This window comes from Bacillus sp. OV166, from assembly GCF_900177675.1.
Lineage (GTDB): Bacteria > Bacillota > Bacilli > Bacillales > Cytobacillaceae > Neobacillus.
Genome location: NZ_FXWM01000001.1, coordinates 1,080,445 through 1,097,749, shown reverse-complemented (window position 1 = coordinate 1,097,749; position 17,305 = coordinate 1,080,445). Strand labels below are relative to the sequence as shown.

Annotated in this window: 18 protein-coding genes; 6 read left to right on the top strand and 12 right to left on the bottom strand. The window is 36.8% G+C overall.

The features are described 5' to 3' along the window. Nucleotides 1-23 precede the first annotated feature (23 nt). On the top strand, nt 24-497 hold the full coding sequence (locus CCK98_RS05140; RefSeq protein WP_088085587.1) for a divergent PAP2 family protein: 474 nt from the start codon (nt 24-26) through the stop codon (nt 495-497). 84 nt (nt 498-581) lie between these two features. Here the strand turns inward: CCK98_RS05140 and CCK98_RS05135 are convergent, their stop codons facing one another. The 5 genes from CCK98_RS05135 to CCK98_RS05120 form a co-directional block, all read right to left on the bottom strand. Next, nucleotides 582-881, bottom strand: a complete 300-nt coding sequence (locus CCK98_RS05135; protein WP_256942530.1) for a DUF2085 domain-containing protein — start codon at nt 879-881, stop codon at nt 582-584. A gap of 37 nt (nt 882-918) precedes the next feature. After that, on the bottom strand, nt 919-1,170 hold the full coding sequence (locus CCK98_RS34715) for a hypothetical protein (RefSeq protein WP_142292133.1): 252 nt from the start codon (nt 1,168-1,170) through the stop codon (nt 919-921). 262 nt (nt 1,171-1,432) lie between these two features. Beyond that, a complete protein-coding gene (locus tag CCK98_RS05130) occupies nt 1,433-1,945 on the bottom strand; it encodes a hypothetical protein (protein ID WP_088085586.1) in 513 nt (170 codons plus the stop codon). Continuing rightward, nucleotides 1,945-2,415: a hypothetical protein gene (locus tag CCK98_RS05125; RefSeq protein ID WP_088085585.1), complete on the bottom strand. Its 471-nt coding sequence runs from the start codon at nt 2,413-2,415 to the stop codon at nt 1,945-1,947. Before CCK98_RS05125 ends, CCK98_RS05130 begins: the two co-directional genes overlap by 1 nt. A 97-nt stretch (nt 2,416-2,512) precedes the next feature. After that, nucleotides 2,513-2,926: a hypothetical protein gene (locus CCK98_RS05120; RefSeq protein ID WP_088085584.1), complete on the bottom strand. Its 414-nt coding sequence runs from the start codon at nt 2,924-2,926 to the stop codon at nt 2,513-2,515. A gap of 159 nt (nt 2,927-3,085) precedes the next feature. On the opposite strand from CCK98_RS05120, the gene CCK98_RS05115 reads away from it, so the two are divergent. After that, complete coding sequence (locus CCK98_RS05115; RefSeq protein WP_088085583.1) at nt 3,086-3,565, top strand: GyrI-like domain-containing protein; 480 nt, start codon at nt 3,086-3,088, stop codon at nt 3,563-3,565. Nucleotides 3,566-4,395: 830 nt separating this feature from the next. Then, nucleotides 4,396-4,848: a GNAT family N-acetyltransferase gene (locus CCK98_RS05105; protein WP_088085581.1), complete on the top strand. Its 453-nt coding sequence runs from the start codon at nt 4,396-4,398 to the stop codon at nt 4,846-4,848. Between the two features lie 42 nt (nt 4,849-4,890). On the opposite strand, the gene CCK98_RS05100 is transcribed toward CCK98_RS05105, so the two are convergent. The 3 genes from CCK98_RS05100 to CCK98_RS05090 all read right to left on the bottom strand — a co-directional run bounded on the left by CCK98_RS05100 (nt 4,891) and on the right by CCK98_RS05090 (nt 8,090). Beyond that, a complete protein-coding gene (locus tag CCK98_RS05100) occupies nt 4,891-5,607 on the bottom strand; it encodes a CAP domain-containing protein (protein WP_088090306.1) in 717 nt (238 codons plus the stop codon). A 311-nt stretch (nt 5,608-5,918) separates the two neighbouring features. Then, nucleotides 5,919-6,890, bottom strand: a complete 972-nt coding sequence (locus tag CCK98_RS05095; RefSeq protein ID WP_088090305.1) for a D-glycerate dehydrogenase — start codon at nt 6,888-6,890, stop codon at nt 5,919-5,921. Between the two features lie 42 nt (nt 6,891-6,932). Then, nucleotides 6,933-8,090, bottom strand: coding sequence for an ROK family transcriptional regulator (locus CCK98_RS05090; protein WP_088085580.1), 1,158 nt, complete (start codon nt 8,088-8,090; stop codon nt 6,933-6,935). A gap of 250 nt (nt 8,091-8,340) precedes the next feature. Between CCK98_RS05090 and xylA the strand changes: the two genes are divergently transcribed. The 3 genes from xylA to CCK98_RS05075 all read left to right on the top strand — a co-directional run bounded on the left by xylA (nt 8,341) and on the right by CCK98_RS05075 (nt 12,571). Next, nucleotides 8,341-9,672 (top strand): xylose isomerase, encoded by a 1,332-nt coding sequence (gene xylA, locus CCK98_RS05085; protein WP_088085579.1) that lies wholly within the window; start codon nt 8,341-8,343, stop codon nt 9,670-9,672. Nucleotides 9,673-10,024: 352 nt separating this feature from the next. Next, complete coding sequence (gene xylB, locus CCK98_RS05080) at nt 10,025-11,527, top strand: xylulokinase (protein WP_088085578.1); 1,503 nt, start codon at nt 10,025-10,027, stop codon at nt 11,525-11,527. Nucleotides 11,528-11,539: 12 nt separating this feature from the next. Then, nucleotides 11,540-12,571 carry an aldose epimerase family protein gene (locus tag CCK98_RS05075; RefSeq protein ID WP_088085577.1) on the top strand — a complete coding sequence of 344 codons (1,032 nt, stop codon included), beginning with the start codon at nt 11,540-11,542 and terminating at the stop codon, nt 12,569-12,571. Nucleotides 12,572-12,801: 230 nt separating this feature from the next. Here CCK98_RS05075 and CCK98_RS05070 read toward each other — a convergent pair whose 3' ends face one another. The 4 genes from CCK98_RS05070 to CCK98_RS05055 form a co-directional block, all read right to left on the bottom strand. Continuing rightward, a complete protein-coding gene (locus CCK98_RS05070; protein WP_088085576.1) occupies nt 12,802-14,040 on the bottom strand; it encodes a Ger(x)C family spore germination protein in 1,239 nt (412 codons plus the stop codon). Continuing rightward, entirely contained in the window at nt 14,015-15,124 is a 1,110-nt protein-coding gene (locus tag CCK98_RS05065) for a GerAB/ArcD/ProY family transporter (RefSeq protein ID WP_088085575.1), read from the bottom strand. The genes CCK98_RS05070 and CCK98_RS05065 overlap by 26 nt, the downstream gene beginning before the upstream one ends. A gap of 8 nt (nt 15,125-15,132) precedes the next feature. Then, complete coding sequence (locus CCK98_RS05060; protein WP_088085574.1) at nt 15,133-16,674, bottom strand: spore germination protein; 1,542 nt, start codon at nt 16,672-16,674, stop codon at nt 15,133-15,135. Between the two features lie 83 nt (nt 16,675-16,757). After that, nucleotides 16,758-17,276, bottom strand: coding sequence for a protease inhibitor I9 family protein (locus CCK98_RS05055; RefSeq protein WP_256942260.1), 519 nt, complete (start codon nt 17,274-17,276; stop codon nt 16,758-16,760). Nucleotides 17,277-17,305 lie beyond the last annotated feature (29 nt).

Sequence of the window (17,305 nt, the reverse complement as noted above, 5' to 3'; positions counted from 1 at the left end):
CAAACACAAATTAGGAGGATCATATGTTTTTATCCTATCCCATTTTAGCCGCCCTTTTAGGAATGTTTATTGCCCAATTTGTAAAAATTCCGATACACTATTTTGCTTCAGGAGAATTAAGATGGAACTTGATGTTTAGCACTGGGGGAATGCCTAGTTCTCATACAGCTACAATTATTTCATTAACTACTGCTATCGGTTTAACTTCTGGACTTCATTCTAATGAATTTGCAATTTCTGTGATCGTATCACTAATTGTCATGCATGATGCTACCGGGGTTCGAAGACATGCAGGCTATCATGCAGAGGTTTTAAATACATTGTTAGTTGATTTCAATCTTTTAATTGATACCTTAAAAAACCCGAAGTTAAAGAAAACAGAGTCTAGAGAAAAGCTGAAAGAATTATTAGGTCATCAACCGGCAGAAGTATTTTTTGGATTGGTCACAGGAATCATTGTTGGTGTGCTAACCTATCAGTTTTATCCGTTTAACTAGTCGTTTTGGATCGTGGTCTAGCCTATCCATCGGCTGCCGCAATGGCAGCCGATTTTTAATAAGCGTAGTTAGTTTCCCTCGACTTTATCCACCTAAAAGCATGGATAGTATATAATCACTGCCTGTTACGATCAGGACGCTTTGCCCAAATCCACTCATTATACCTGTGGTAACTCTCAAGATATTATTACTCATCCGATATTTCCTTTTCTGTGTCCAACCATCAATAACCATTGGGACATTTAAAAGGAGCCCGAGCCATAATGACAAATGTATACCCGCTATCAACAAAAACGGGAAAAATAAATAGCCTGCCAAGATTCCGGTACATCTTGCACATAAGGGAAGAGTATACCCCTTAATGGTTATACTCCGAGACTTCATCCGATGACATGGAACGATATTTAGCAATCTCATTAGATTAATTACAATCCGGTCCACAATCACAATCTGGCCCACAATCCCCATCAAAATCCGGAATACAATCACAGTCTGGAGTCCAATCGTATTTCTTTTTTCGATGTTTCTTTTTTCCATAATAAATCAAAATAACCAGCAACAGTATTATTCCTGCACCAATGGTAATGGCCCCGACTGTTACTGTACCTTTTACCAATAAAGTAGTACCCACGACAAAACAAATAATCATCGCAGTTAAAAATAGAAAAAACATCCCCATCACCTTTGTCATTTAGACTTAACTTTTATCATTTATGCTACAGGACCTCACTTCTTACCATTTTTATGTTAATGTCTTTTTCTAAAATATTCCCTGACACCTGACCGATCCTTACACTATAAAGAATACTATCATTCTATTTCGCCTTTGAAGAGTTTCTTTCCTTCTTCCATTTACCCTCACATTGCTCATGAGAAAAACCGCCAAAGCCATGTTTTGAGCCTGACGGTTTTTTGATGTTAAGTTTCTCTGGGGCTTAATGCCCTTGTTTCAACTTTTCTAAAAATGGTTCTTTTTTCTTTATTAATTCATAGTAAAGGGCTGTGCTTGTCTGAACCACTAAAAAAACAATCAATGAATACTTTATACTATAACCATGCTGATAATGTGTTAGTCCCATATAGCCGGAGACTTTTTCCATTATTAAGCCTACAAAGCACCAACCAAGTATATAAAATATAAATGCCTTTTTGCCGATTTTAAATCGTTCGTAAAAGTAGACGAAAAAATAGCTGAATGGGGCAAACAAAAAATAAGAGAGTAAATCAAACAGCTCATATTTGTTAGAATCATTGACCTTATAAAAATCAAGCAATCCACCGCCGATGGTGAAATCAAACAAAGTAGAGCTTGCGAATCCCCAAACTAAAAATAAAATCGTAATCGATGTAGATAATCTTTTCGGAAATAGAAAAAATGCTGTATAAGAAACAATCAGCATAATTATGATATAAATCTCATTTTTATCAAAATTTTCCCATAATATCATTAATAACTCACCACATTCCGAGAGACCCTCGCAAATAATTTATAAGAAAAAATCGCAATACCATTTAGAATGAAAAAATATATTCCATCATACCAATAATGCCAATGTTTATATTCTATAATGTCATAAAAGTTAGAGAGACTACTTACACCCGTCAATAGAAAAACACCAAAAACCATTAGTATTATTTTCATCATCATCGTTTTACTCCGTAGAAGAAGATTTACCTGAATAAGGATTAGAAATGGTGTAATTACACTACGATTGAGTAGATAGGCCATATATTCCAAACTTTCTTGAGTACGTTTTATTAGCTTTAGTTCCTCAATGACAATCCAAGAAAAGTTAATACTAACAATTAAAATAACTAAAAAAATCAATGTATTCTCGGCAAACGATAGTTTCTTCTTTATAACTGCAAAAAGGGATACAACCAGCCATGCCAGGAAGAAAAAAACTACTAAGCCCATAAATAGCCTCCCAAAGATTTTAATATTAGTTTAGCTATTTTATTAATATTCATACTAAAAAAAGACAGGCCTCATTTTTTGATATAAATTATTGAATTCAGTGATTTCTTTCTTTTAAAATATCCTGAATGATTTCCATATGAAATGCAGCCCATGCCTTTTCTCGAAAATGAAGGATGACACTTAAAGTTAAAACCATCAAATATGCAACCCCAAATATTGCCCAAAGTATGCTTCCATCCTTGAAAAGGAAGTCCATCAATGGTTTGGAAAATAGAAACAAAAGCCATGGGACAGAAGAAACAAAAATCGGTATGATCCCAGATCCATTCTTTTCCTTGATCATTCGATAATTAATTAATTGCAACATGCTGCTATCAAGTGATTGATACAGTCTTTGAACCTCTTCAATTTCTATGTATTCCCTCATATGTTTGGTGGATTCACCGTTGTTTATGGCTTTGTTAAGCCGAAGGTAAACTTTATGCGCATCGCCTCGAAATGAAAACATATCTTCTTACCTTCCCTGCTATTTTTTATATTATTTTTCGCGACTGACAGGATAGTATGTAAAATATAGAGAAATAGAAAAATGAATTATTTTTGCTTGTAACAAATTGGTTGTTAAAAAGACTTATAATTACAAATAGATGTAAGGAGGATGAATTAGATGAATTACAAAATTATTGAAAGAGACAGTTTCCAAGTTATCGGGATCAAGCGGGAGTTATCATGTGTTAATGGTGAAAACTTAATTGAGATCCCCAAAATGTGGGCTGATGTTCATGCAGATGGAACCAACGATTTATTACTCCAATTGAATAATGGGGAAATTAATGGGGTGCTTGGGGTATGTGTCGATAAAAGAGACACGCAGCAGCAATTAATGGATTACTGGATTGCAACGGAACATAACGGTGACACGCCAGAAGGTTTATTGAATCTCGAGATTCCACCTTCAATGTGGGGCGTATTTGAAGTTCACGGCCCAATGCCCGAGGCAATCCAGAAAGTATGGAAACAAATTTACTCTGAATGGTTTCCGTCAAGTCATTACAAGCATGCAGGCACACCTGATTTAGAAGTCTATTTCGCCGGTAATCCTTGGGGCACCGATTACTACTCAGAAATCTGGATTCCCTTAAAATAACAAATTTTTATTGTTAATCTTTTAATCAAACGTTTGGTTAGATCTTCCAAGCCACGTCTATCAAGAAGTTATGCGTTCTAATCAAACGTTTGAATAGTTTTTTCAGACCATATAAACCTATATAAAAATTAACTATTGATTAACATCTAGTTCATATTTTATTAATAATTTAGCGTTATATTACATATTAGAGGGGATAGCACGCGTGGCTATCATGGTATTTGGCGTAGGCGGAGCCGGTACCTTAGGAAGAGCACTAGTTAAACAGTAGCTCCCTTAAATATGTAAATCTTTAACTCACTTGTTTGATACATATGAAAACCCAACAGGAGTGCACCTCTTTAAGAAGGAGGTGTACTGTTTTTTATTGCCTGTTTCCGTAACTAACGTTGGTATAACTCATTAAAAATGATATTTTGTATAAAATTACACTTACGTATTTGTATATTTTTGATTATTTAACGACTTTTCGCGTCAATGGGCGAATTTCTGAGTTTAATGAGCGAATCTTGGGGTTTAATGAGCGAATTTTGGGCTTTTATGGGCGAATCTAATGTTTCTATGGGCGAATTCAAGAATCAACAATCTTGCATCATTGCATTTCTGAACATAGGCTGGTTTATAATGCCCGTTTTGTGCGTTATATTTGGTTTAAACCTTGTATCGATCCTTAAAAAAATTAAAAATGAAGAGAAAACAGCTACTAAGGCTCACCACTTCATTTATATTTATCATCTGAAGTATTGCTATGATAGCTGCAGATGGTGTTAACTAAACAAATGGTTAATGATGCTTCAATATAATTCATTTTGAACATAGAGGGATGTATAATGAGCAACAAATTAATTATTAGACAAGCAACAATTGAAGATCTTCCTAAAATAGTTCCTATATTTGATTCCTATCGTGAGTTTTTTAAGCACCCAAAGGACCCATCAAAAGTAGAAAGTTTTCTTTATGAAAAATTTGAACACTTAGAATCTGTCATATTTATCGCAGCGCAAGAAAATGAGGTTATTGGCTTTGCACAGCTTTATCCTATTTTTTCGTCTTTAAGTTTACAGCGTGTCTGGTTATTAAATGACTTTTATATAGCTGAAGAGTTTCGTAATAGAGGAATTGGGAAAATGCTTTTTGCCAAAGTAAAGGAGTTTACATTATTAACGAAATCTAAAGGTATTGAACTTTCAGTGGAGCATGCCAATAAAAAGGCGTGGAACTTTTGGGAAAAACAAGGATTTAAAATAGATGACGAGTTTCGATATTACTTTTATAAGTTGTGAATGACACAAAAAGCTCGGGGACATATTGTCCCCGAGCTTTCATTATTTACCGATAAATTCCTGTGTCCAGTAATTACCTTGTGATACATAACCAACACCGATATAGTTGTAGTTCGGGCTAAGGATATTCTTACGGTGACCTTCACTATTCATCCAAGCCTTGACTACTTCTTCAGGAGTTCGCTGTCCCATCGCAATGTTTTCACCTGCATATCGATAGGTGATGCCGTATTTTTTCATCATATCAAACGGTGAACCGTATGTCGGGCTTGTATGGCTGAAGTAGCCATTTGCAGACATATCACGGGATTTTTCATGGGCCATTTTGCTAAGTGTTACATCCACTTTAAGTGCGGGTAAACCATTTTTTGCCCGTTCTTGATTGGTCAGATCAACTACTTTTTGCTCATAAGCACTTAACGAACTTGTAGTTGGTGTTGAACTTGGTGGTGTCGCAGTTACCGGTTGTTGCTGCACAGGCTGTGGTGTCGCCGTTTGAGCAGGCTCCTGTGTTGGTACGGTTTGATTTGGTTGAGTCTGAACAGGCTGCTTTACAGTATTTTGTGAAAATGTAAATCCTAAACTAGCAAGATATTTTTCGACTACACTATTAATCTCATCCATATTTGTCCCTTGGTATACATATACTTTTTCTTGCACGGAAGGGCTAGTAGTGGCAGCATGGGCTTTATTTAATACCGGGTTTGACATCATTAACGCTGCCGCAGCTGCTACAGTTAGAATTGCTTTTTTCTTCATCATCGTTTCTTCCTCCTGTTTTGGCAATTTGCCGATCTTTCGCAAATTCATCGTAACATATGATTTTTGTCATATTTGAGGAAGAATTTTACAGAAATAAAATACAATTGGTTCTTTCGATAGCTTCAAATCTATTAATCTACTGATACTCCGAGTCTCTCGAGTCCATTATAAAAATTGAATTTTCTTCTCATTATTAACTAAATATCGGAAAAATTACCAATAATTATATGACGAAATTGAGTTGACAACTCTTTAAACAACCACCTTTTTTAACAAATATTTCAGACAAGTATCGTACTTTACATTTATTATTTATGGCTAATCACAGGCGTAATTGCTTCATTACCAGTTAATACACTCACCATATTATCGGCAGCTAAATGAGCCATCCTCATTCTTGTTTTCACACTGGCACTTCCAATGTGAGGCAGTGTAACCACATTCGGCAGGGATAATAATGGATGGTCAATTGGAACTGGCTCCTGTTCGAACACGTCCAGCCCAGCAGCCCAAATCTCCCCATTCTTCAATGATTGAAATAAAGCATCCTCATCGATAAGACCACCTCTAGCCGTATTGATCAAGATGGCATTTCTTTTCATTAGGGACAATTCATCTTTTCCAATTAGGTGGTGTACCTCGGCGCTATAAGGTAACAAAAGGCAGACAAAATCAGATTGCTGCAACAAATCCTTCATTTCCCTGTAATGAATCCCCAGCTTTTCTTCTGTTTCCGACTTCCGTGTCCGGTTATAATAGAGAACATTCATATCAAAGCCCTTTGCCCGCTTGACGAGTGCTTCTCCAATTCTTCCTAATCCAATAATCCCTAAGCTTGCACCATAAATATCTTGTCCAGTCATCTGCATAAGGGACCATGCTCCCCATTCACCACTGCGCAGGAAATCAGATGACTCCACGACTCTACGTGCAGCCGCCATTAATAGGGCAAAGGTTAAATCAGCTGTCGTTTCAGTTAACACGCCAGGAGTGTTGGTTACGACGATTCCCTTCTTAGCAGCAAAGTCAATATCGATATTATTATAGCCTACCGCTATGTTACTAATGACCTTTAACTGTTTGGCTTTACTTAGGACCTCTTCATCTATCTTTTCTGTTAGAAGACAAATAAGCCCATCCACATTTTCTATTTCTTTTAGTAAAACATCCCTTGGAACAGGGACATGTTCCTCGTGCCACATTCTCACCTGAAAATGATTTGAAAGTTTATCGATCATATCATCGGTGAGCTTTCTTGTAATATATACTGTTCTTTTCAAATCGTCCTCCACCTTTCCACCTGGCGAAATAGCCATACAATTTTACGATGTAAACTTTTCTAAGAAATGTTCAATAGCAATCGAGGACGTCCCTAATGCGGGAGCATTTTTTCCTAAGGAAGACAGTAATAACTCATGACTGTTATTAAGTTTGTCATTACTTCTTGATAAAATAGAATTTCGAATCGAATTCAACACCATTGGGAGAGCTTCAACAATGTCGTTTCGGATAATGACCGCTTGCGGATTAAATGTATTTAAGATACTTGTTAATCCAATCCCAAGGTAGAAACCGAAATTTTGTAATGCCATTAATATATCAGGATCATTTTGGTTAGCTAGATTAATCAATTCCTGATAGGAAGTGATGGTATCGTTATTCTGAAAAGTATGTAGTAATGCTTTTTCAGAGGCGTATAATTCCCAGCACCCTCGGTTTCCACAACTGCATTTGAGCCCATTAAAATCAATAGTCAGATGGCCCATTTCTCCAGCAAAACCATTGACGCCTCGATATAAATCATTATTAATAACAATTCCGATCCCGATTCCAGTACCCACGCTAACGTAGATTATGTTTTCATAATTTTTAGCTGCCCCAAATACTTTTTCTCCATATGCGCCTGCATTGGCTTCATTTTCAATAAAAACTGGTACCTGAAATTCCTGTTCAATGAGCGATTTTAAGTCAAGTTCATAATTCCAGACGATATTTGGAGTGAAAATAACCTTTTGCTCGGTATTGACAAGGCCTGGTACACATAAACCAATGCCGATTAACCCGTAAGGAGAATCTGGGATTTGATTAGTAAGGTCTTTAATCATCGAAAATAAAACATCCTTGTTCGTATCAAGCGAAGGTTTCTCTAGATGATGATATTGATTTAGAACAATATTTCCTTTTAAATCCGTTAATATCCCATTTATAGAATCAACACCTATATCAATTCCGATAGAATATCCGGCATTTTTATTAAAAACTAACATGACAGGCTTTCTACCGCCGCTGGACTGCCCTTGTCCTATTTCAAAAATAAGGTTCTTTTCAATTAACGTATTGACTTGAGAAGAAACAGTGGATTTATTTAATCCGGTTATTTCAGATAACCTTGCCCTTGAAACAGGGGAATTGGAAACAATTTCATTTAACAGTACCTTTTGATTCATTTTTTTCACTAACACTTGATCGGCAATAATCACAAATTTGCACCCCGTTTGTATAATGCGTAAATTAAGTCTCGATGGTTTATAGTTATATAATCCTATTATAAATCAACATTTATCGGAAATATACATAAAATATTCAAAAAAAACTATTGATTAAAGTGATTTAATTTTATAAGATGTAATCAGATTAAAGTTAGTTTATCCAAACAACAAACTAACAAGACTATACATCCACTAGAGCTACATAGTTTTAAATAACAATTTATTTCAGGAGGGAAAAAACATGGTTCAAACAAAAATGAATACCTATTTTGGAAGCGTAAACAAGGTGGCTTATGAAGGTAAGGATTCTAAAAATCCATTAGCGTTTAAATATTACAATCCTGAGGAAGTTATTGGCGGGAAAACAATGAAAGACATTTTACGTTTTTCAGTGGCATACTGGCATACCTTTACTGCAGATGGATCCGATCCATTTGGCGCCGCTACAATGGAAAGACCTTGGAACCAATTCACTGGAATGGATTTGGCTAAAGCTAGAGTAGAAGCTTCATTTGAACTTTATGAAAAGCTTGGTGTACCATTCTTTGCTTTCCATGATCGTGATGTTGCGCCTGAAGGCAGAACATTAAGCGAAACAAATAAAAATTTAGATATCATTGTCGAAATGATTAAAGATTACATGAAAACAAGTAACACGAAACTATTATGGAACACAGCTAATATGTTTACAAATCCTCGCTTCGTCCATGGTGCAGCTACTTCTTGCAATGCTGATGTATTTGCCTATGCAGCAGCACAAGTGAAAAAAGGTTTAGAAACAGCCAAACTGCTTGAAGCAGAAAACTATGTATTCTGGGGCGGCCGTGAAGGTTATGAAACATTATTAAATACGGATTTAAAACTTGAACTGGATAACTTAGCAAGATTTATGCATATGGCAGTTGATTATGCGAAGGAAATCGGCTATACAGGTCAATTCCTAATAGAGCCAAAACCAAAAGAGCCTACCACCCACCAATATGATACAGATGCAGCAACAACGATTGCCTTCTTAAGACAATACGGGTTAGAAGATTACTTTAAATTAAACCTGGAAGCAAACCACGCTACACTTGCTGGACATACATTCGAGCATGAATTGCGTGTCGCAAGAACAAGCGGCCTTCTTGGTTCCGTTGATGCAAACCAAGGAAATCCTTTACTTGGCTGGGATACGGATGAATTCCCAACCGACTTATATTCTACAACCCTGGCAATGTATGAAATTCTACAAAACGGTGGTCTTGGCCGCGGCGGCTTAAACTTTGATGCCAAGGTAAGAAGAACTTCCTTTGAAGCAGAGGATCTAGTACATGCGCATGTAGCTGGAATGGATGCCTTTGCAAGAGGCTTGAAAGTAGCACATAAATTAATCGAAGACCGCGCTTTTGAAAATGTGATTGCCGAGCGTTACAGCAGCTTTACGGAAGGAATTGGACTTGATATTGTTCAAGGAAGAGCCAACTTCCACACACTTGAGACATATGCACTCAACAATGACACAATTAAAAATGTATCTGGGAAAACCGAACGCTTGAAAGCATTGTTAAACCAATACTTATTAGAAGTTTAAACAATTTTTCTACCTAATGGACCTTCTAACTGAAGAGGCCAATTCATTGGATGAAATGGAATAACTTCGGACGAAAACAGCTTAAATGATTAAAACGCTATCCTTTGAAACAAACATGAAGGATAGCGTTTATTTATAACCGAATGAAAAAAGTTAGTTTAGAATCTGACTTGTGGTTGAAGACAGCTTTGATATCAAGTAATGAAGCTTTGTCCATCATCAGGGTTATTGGAGACACTTTTGGTGAATTTTCAGGCATTTTTGTCCTCAAGAGGATTTTTCCAATCATAAAAGTAAGTTACATAACATAACAAAAGTTCAATACAACTCTATGAAAAGTGAGGAGATCCATATGAAATATGTAATTGGTGTAGATTTAGGGACTAGCTCTGTGAAAGTCCTTCTCGTTGACCAAGAAGGCACCGTCAATTATTCGGTTTCAAAAGACTATCCGTTAATCCAGCAGCAGCCAGGATATAGTGAACAAAATCCCGAAGATTGGGTAGAACAAACAATTGCAGCATTACAGCAGTTAGTTACTGAATCAAACATTCACCCCGACGATATTGAGGGTCTTAGTTTTTCCGGACAAATGCATGGGTTAGTCTTGCTGGACGAAAAGCATCAAGTAATCAGAAACGCCATTTTATGGAACGATACTCGAACCACCCCGCAATGCAAGAAAATTGATCAGCAGCTAGGCGGTAAACTGCTTGAAATAACAAAAAACCCTGCTTTAGAGGGCTTTACCTTTCCAAAGATTCTTTGGGTAAAAGAGAATGAACCCGAAAGCCTAGAAAAAACAAACGTATTTTTACTTCCAAAAGATTACCTCCGCTATCGTTTAACAGGAAAAATACATATGGATTACTCAGATGCTGCAGGTACGCTGATGTTAGACGTTGTCAACAAATCATGGAGTGCCGATATTCTTTGTACATTTGAAATCTCTGCTGCCATTTGTCCTCCATTAGTGGAAACTGAAGACTTCGTCGGAACGATCTTGCCAGAGATTGCGGAGCTCACTGGTTTATCTTCATCGACTAAGGTGTTCGCAGGTGGAGCAGACAATGCTTGTGGAGCAATCGGAGCAGGGATTTTATCCGAGGGAACGGCCCTTTGCAGTATCGGAACATCCGGTGTGTTCCTTTCATATGAGAACGATAAAAACAAAAATTATGGCGGTAAAGTTCATCTTTTCAATCATGGACAAAAAGATTCCTACTATACCATGGGTGTCACGCTTGCAGCTGGCTATAGTTTGACATGGTTTAAGGAAACCTTTGCAAAGGATCAATCCTTTGACAGTCTATTAGATGAAGCTGCCGGTTCGACCATCGGTGCAAACGGTCTTGTCTTTACTCCATTCCTAGTAGGTGAACGCACACCCTATGCGGATGCAAAAATAAGAGGAACATTTACTGGAATTGACGGCTCCCACAACAAAGGTGACTTTACTCGAGCGGTCATCGAAGGGATTGTTTTCTCGATTAATGAGAGTGTCGAAATCTTCCGCAATTATGGCAAGACCATTGATACCGTTATTTCTATAGGCGGCGGTGCTAAGAGTGAATTATGGCTGCAAATACAAGCTGATATCTTTAACGCAAGAGTCGTGAAGCTACAAAACGAACAAGGCCCAGGTATGGGGGCCGCGATGATCGCTGCAGCTGGATTGAATTGGTTCTCCTCTCTTCAAGAATGTGCAGAGGTCTTCATTAAAGCCGATAAGGTATATGAACCAAAACCAGAAAACGTTCAGCGCTATAAGGAATTCTATCAAGTGTACAAAGATATATATCCGCATACTGTTGCGATTAACCATCAATTATTTGATCTTCGAAAAGGGAATTAAAGAGGGATTATGATGAAGCTAACTGAAACTGTTTTTGGTACATTGCATGGAAGAAAGGTAAAATCTTATACCATTACAAATGCGAATGGGATGGAATTAACCTGTATTGACTATGGATGTATTATTACGGAAATTAATGTTCCAGATAGTCAAGGAAATTTAGAGAATGTTGTGTTAGGTTTTGACACTTTGCAAGAGTATATCGATCACTCCCCTTATTTCGGTTGTGTGATTGGCAGGAATGCCGGCCGGATGAAAAATACGTCCTTCGAAATAGATGGAGAGTGCTATAACTTGTCCAAAAATGATGGAGAAAACAATCTTCATGGCGGACCGAATGGCTTTCATAACGTTATTTGGGATTCTACTGTTGAGAACAAAGAATATGAAGTGAATATCATCTTTTCCTATACAAGCCCTGATATGGAAGAAGGCTTTCCAGGCAATCTTCATGTTACCGTCATCTATACGTTCAACGAGGATAATGAGTTATTGATTACCTACAAAGCTGTTTCTGATAAGAAAACAATTGTCAATTTAACTAATCATTCTTATTTTAATTTAAGCGGTAATTTAAAAAGAACTATTCTTGATCATGAGTTAAAGTTAAAAAGTGATGCATTCTTAGAACTAGATGCATCTCTTCTTCCAACTGGCAAGGTTATCCCTGTGGATGGGACAGTATTTGATTTTAGAGAAGGTCATAAGGTAGCTCGAGGAATTGAATCTGACCATCCGCAAACGGAAATAGTTGGTGGCGGGTTTGACCACCCCTTCCTCCTTAGTGCTCAGAATCATAAGCAAATCAGTTTATATGATCGGGAAAGCGGTCGGAAACTAGAAATGGAGACAGAAGAGCCCGCTGTTGTCTTTTATACTGGAAATATGTTAGGAAATGATTTTTCGATCAGAGGAAAACAAGCGGAAAAGCATTTAGGCTTATGTCTTGAAACACAGAAACCACCTGGTGACCATAATTTCCCTTCCTTAATAGTAGAAAAAGATCAAGTTTACACATCCATGACAAAATACATTTTTCATTAGGAACACGGCGGTGCCAGCCCCAACCGCCAATTAAAATGCGAACAGTGCCTGACACTGTTCGCATTTTATAATATCGTGAAGAAAGGCAGGATGATCATACAAATGGTGAGAAAAAAAACGGCCACTGCACTCATCTTTTGTTTTCCCTTCCATAGTGATACAGCAAATCCAATAGTATATATAGAAATACTAAAAAGACTAACGTAAATAAATAGGCTCATCCTTATTCCCTACCTTTTCGTTCGTTTTGCTTGTTTCCCATAATCAATAATGTCAATACTCGGGTGCACCCTTATATCCGCATTTAGGTACGATTTTCGCCAATTGAATGTTTTAAATTCCTGAATGGTCCCAAAATACCTTCGAGCATACATGGATAAGGGAAATGGTGAACCTTTAAATTTAGTTTGGGTTTTTTTTAATAACCTTTCATTTACTTTTTTGAAATGATGTGCTATTTGTTTTTTGATTATTTGCTGGTTTTTTTTCTCGGTATAGTTGACCATTGATGGGTTTGACATAATTTCAATCTTTAATGGTATCATTATATCAATCTTTAGCCTAACGCCCTTCACGTTCATTTTTACTTTATTACTTTTTGTTTTTAAGACTCTTGCTGCGAACTGTTTATGATTATTTGAAAAAGGATCTGGTATATCCATCAATATATCTTTAATATTCGTTGTGTCATCAAGAATATTAATCGTGCGTGTTTCTTGACCGTTTAATTTCCCTATCATCACTCCATTCCTGAAGACTGCGGACCCAATAAATTGTGTATCATCAAGCTCGCCTGTTGCATTCAATTGCCCTGCGATGTATTCATCTTCGCTTTTTATTTTAGGATTCTTTGCCCTTTCAGCTGTTGTGTACATCGCCAAAAAGAGGTCAGTCTCTCTTTCCAATGAGGTAAAAAAGCGGAATAGAGTAGAATCTGGAATGAAACCATTTTCAATCCCGTGATTGACCATAAATTGAAAGTACTTATGTGGCCTTGTTTCCATTTTTGGACGATTATTTACAAAATACTCACTTGCCTTTTCTTTCGATATGGCTAAATAACTATTCATACGAATTTCTTTGTCCATTACGACGTCGGAAAAAGTCGAAATAAAATTTTTGTCTTTTGCATATTCCTCCGAAATAATAAGGATCTTTAATAATTCATAACTAATATTACGTGAGATAATCGCATTGGCCGTCCCTTTCGCTGCTATGAAATCATTAGCAACAAAGGTGATGATTTCTCTAGGCTTTTCTGTTGAACCACCGCCACCTTGCACACTCCCTACTTCAGGATTAGCAAGTAACATCGTCACTTTTATTTTCCCTTTATGATTTGAACGATCAATTCCCAGCCCAATCACATAGGCTTTATCTTCAAGTTCCTCATGATCCCAACAGCCTGTTAATGTGCTAACAATGACTAGAAGCAATAATAATTTACATACTGTTCCTGTTTTTTGCATGCTTAAATTCTCCTTTTACCAATGCGACCAACCATAAAATGATTGGAATGGTGATAAACGCAGGTCCAGAAGCATATGAAATAATCGGTTTAATACCTAGAATGACATCAATAGGTGATTCCGGAAAGGATCCAATCAATAAATAAAGCGTCGCAAGTGATGGAATCAGGAATTCAAAGTCTTTAATTTTAAATAGATGACCAAACATAAGGGCATTGATATACAAAAATGCTGTGAAACGAATAAATGCCGCCAGTAACCATATGACGAAAAAGATGATTTCGATATTCGGAATAAAAGTTCCCAGTGAAATAAAACGAATGGCTGTGTGGAATGGATAACCAATTCCTTGTAAGGATGTATCAAACAAACAGATGTAAACCATAATAGCAACACTCAATTGGAAGCTGACATAAACTAAGGCAATCCATGTTCCTTTGTGAAATTCTTTGCTTGATTTGATGTAAGGTGTAATCATGGCAAACAGGAGAAGTTCAGAAAAAAGGGATAGATTAAGTGTGCCTTGCTTCAAAATTTCCAGTTTTCCAGGACCCCAAATTGGGAGAAGGGATGGAATACTGCTTTCTTGAGTACTTAAAAATAAGGCAAGATACAAGGTAATGACTGCATAAAAAATGATAAGATAGGCAACCGAACCGATATGCTGAATTCCTTTTTTCGCCCCATAGGTACAAACGGCCATTAACAGGGCATAGATAATTACATTAGGTGTTGTTGGAAAATAAAACGTCTTAATGATATTTGTATATGTTCTTGAATCGAACGAAATCACAAATGAGTTGATGACAAATATCAGAAGGCAAACAAAAAAACCAATATATCGTCCGAGTAATTTTTGAATAACCGAAAACAGATTTTTGTCTTGAAACAATGACATAGTCTTTATTAATAAAAAGAGCGGGATAAAAGAGATTCCAGCTGATATGATTGGGATCATCCATGCTGCGTTTTGGACCTGATTATACAGTTTAGAAGGTGTGTCTTCATTTGCTTTCAAACCCATCATTAAAATAGCGATGGACACATATTCACGAATACCAAGTTTTTCAGGTTGCTGCTTCATATGATTTTTTATCCCTTTCTTTGTTTGACCATATCCTTTGGTTTTACATACCCTGGGCGAAACCTTTCTTTAAAGGGAACATGACGGATAAGTAAGTCCTTTGACGAGGAGGAATGTGGCGTCATGGGTGCAAAGTAAGGAGTGCCAAATGATTTTAATGAAACTAAATAAAAGAGTCCAAGGATAAATAAAGAAGTGGCACCATAAATACCGAGAAAGCCAGCTGCAAAGATAAACAAAAAGCGAGTGATCCGGATAGCAAAATTCATGCTCACATCACTGATAATAAAAGAGCTTAAGCCACTTAAGGCAATAACTATGATAACAATTGGACTAATAATATTGGCTTGAACAGCGGCTTGGCCTAAAATTAATGCACCGACAATCCCAATCGTTGGGCCAATTGGGGATGGCACCCGTAATCCGGCTTCTCGAATAAGCTCAAAAGCAATTTCCATCATTAAGATTTCAATAATAGATGGAAAAGGGACTCGTTCCCTAGTTCCAGCAATGGCCATTAATAAATCAGGCGGGATCATCCCTACATGATAATTTGTAATCGCAATATAAATAGGAGAGGCAAAAACGGCGACAAATAAAGCTTGAAATCGCAAAATCCTGATAAAGTTACCATATGGTGTACGTAGGTAATGATCTTCCGGTGAATGGAACAATGCCCAAAAGGTACAAGGCAGTACAAGACAGCTTGGTGAATTTGACATTAACAAAATAATGTGCCCTTCTTCAATGAATGAAGCTGCCCGGTCAGGACGTTCTGTATATAATATTGTTGGAAATAGGGACCTAGGTCGTTCTTCTAAGTATTGCTCCAAGATACTTAAATCGAGAATCCTATCGGTATCGAGCGAAGTTAACTTATCTTTTATTGTTTGAAGTAGTTCATCATTTGCTAGATCCTTTTGATAGACAAGAAACACATCGTTTCTTGATCGTTTTGTAATAATCTGAGTCTCCACGATAAGATTTTCATTTTTAATCTTTTTACGGATTAAGGCAATATTGTCAACTACCTTTTCGTTAAAAGCTTCTTTTGCCCCTTTTACAATCACTTCATTATCTGATTTTTCAATAGAACGGCCATGGGTTTTCGTGGTTTCAAATAAATAGCATTGAGAATCGCCTTCCACAAAGAGTGCAGTGATTCCACCACAGATGAATTCAGTAATTTCTCCAATATTGGAGGACGTCCTTGCCATTGGGTATGAAACAATATCTTGAATCTTTGCTGAAGGTTGCTCGTTTCCCAATAATTTTTCCAATATGCTTTCTTTAATATGCTCTAAGTCGACCATTGTACTTATGAAAATAATAAAGGCACGGCAATTTAGGGCACGGATGGTAAACTCGCGAACTTTGATATCCGTATTTTTAGGAACACTGAAAATGGACTTAAATGTCTCTAAATTTTGATCATAATTGCTATTAATATCTTGTTTTTTTAATTCAATATCCTGTGCATTGGACTGTTCATGAAATTGTGGTTCCGTATTGAGCTTCTTAAAAAGCGGCTTTAAGATCCTTTTCTTCAACTTGAACCACCCCCAATTTTTATATAGTTTTCCAGTTCTAGGGGTCTTTATGTACGAAGTATAAAAACAAACTTACTTTATTTTCACAGTTGTTCAGAAGGTAAAATAGGAGGGTCTAGTTTGATTTTTCGATTTAGAGATATTTTTGAAATGACCGAAGAGAATTCTGCCAACCTTTTAATTTCATTTGCGGGTAATTCCATAGAAACACCGTTAAAGGCAGTTTTATATTTGTGTCTTACGGTATAGGGGACTTGGTTCTTATCTAATAACTCGTGAAGTTCCTTTTGAAACGTTTGATGACTTTCTTCTACCTTCTCCTTCGCTTCCTCTATTGCTAATGGAATCCCCTTTGCTTCAGCTTCAATAACAGCTACTTTCGCTGGTTTTGTTTTAAATTCAATGATAATCGAGGTGGTTTGTTCGCTTGAGAGGTCAATTTCAGGATCTACATGAATTGAAGGGATCATCGTTTCCTCCACCATCTTTCCTTTATCTATAGTGTGATTGTTCTCAAAACTACTTTCCTGACATCCACTCATGATAGTAAGGATGATGCCTGCTGTCAAAATGGCTCCACTATAACACTTCTTCATCATCATTGCGTCTCCTTTTACTGAAGGGAAGTTTT